The 555-nt window shown below is 68.8% G+C and carries 2 protein-coding genes; one reads left to right on the top strand and one right to left on the bottom strand.

From position 1 onward, the window contains the following. On the bottom strand, nt 1-151 hold a 151-nt coding region (locus IEZ03_RS37295; RefSeq protein WP_229808839.1), incomplete at its 3' end, for a type II toxin-antitoxin system prevent-host-death family antitoxin. A 48-nt stretch (nt 152-199) separates the two neighbouring features. Between IEZ03_RS37295 and IEZ03_RS37290 the strand changes: the two genes are divergently transcribed. Then, on the top strand, nt 200-555 hold a 356-nt coding region (locus IEZ03_RS37290; protein WP_268248596.1), incomplete at its 3' end, for an RNA-guided endonuclease InsQ/TnpB family protein.

The raw sequence follows: 555 nt of genomic DNA, 5'->3' as shown, positions 1-555 counted from the left end.
CGTCGTGGTCTTGGTCGGCGGTTTCGGCGATGGGGACGGGGACGACTGCGGCGATGCGGCGGCCTCGGTTGGTGATGTAGGTGATGCGTCCCCGGACGGCGGCGTCGTTGAGGACGTCGGCGAACTGGCGGCGTGCGTCGGCGACGCTCATCTCTTCCGACTCCATGCACATCAGTGTACGAGCGAGATCATCATGTACATGGATGTACGATTCAAGGGTGCACCTCAGCGCAAGGGCCGCAGGGCCGCGCCGCCTCGGTTCCGGTCGCGCAAGGACCTGCGGCAGGCGGTCCGGTTCACCCGCAACGCCCGCTTCACGGTCACGGCGGGCGGGAAGCTGCGGCTGCCGAAGATCGGGGACGTGCGGGTGCGGTGGTCGCGGGACCTGCCGTCCGCCCCGTCGTCGGTCACGGTGATCAAGGATGCGGCGGGCCGGTACTTCGCGTCGTTCGTGGTCGAGACGGCGGACGGGCCGTTGCCGGAGGTGGCGGCCGAGGTCGGGATCGATCTGGGGTTGACGCATTTCGCGGTGACCTCGGACGGCCGGAAGATCAC

This window comes from Actinomadura livida, from assembly GCF_014648675.1.
GTDB classification, from domain to species: domain Bacteria; phylum Actinomycetota; class Actinomycetes; order Streptosporangiales; family Streptosporangiaceae; genus Spirillospora; species Spirillospora livida.
Note: the sequence above shows the minus strand (reverse complement) of the source record. Positions and strands in the feature narration are given on the sequence as shown.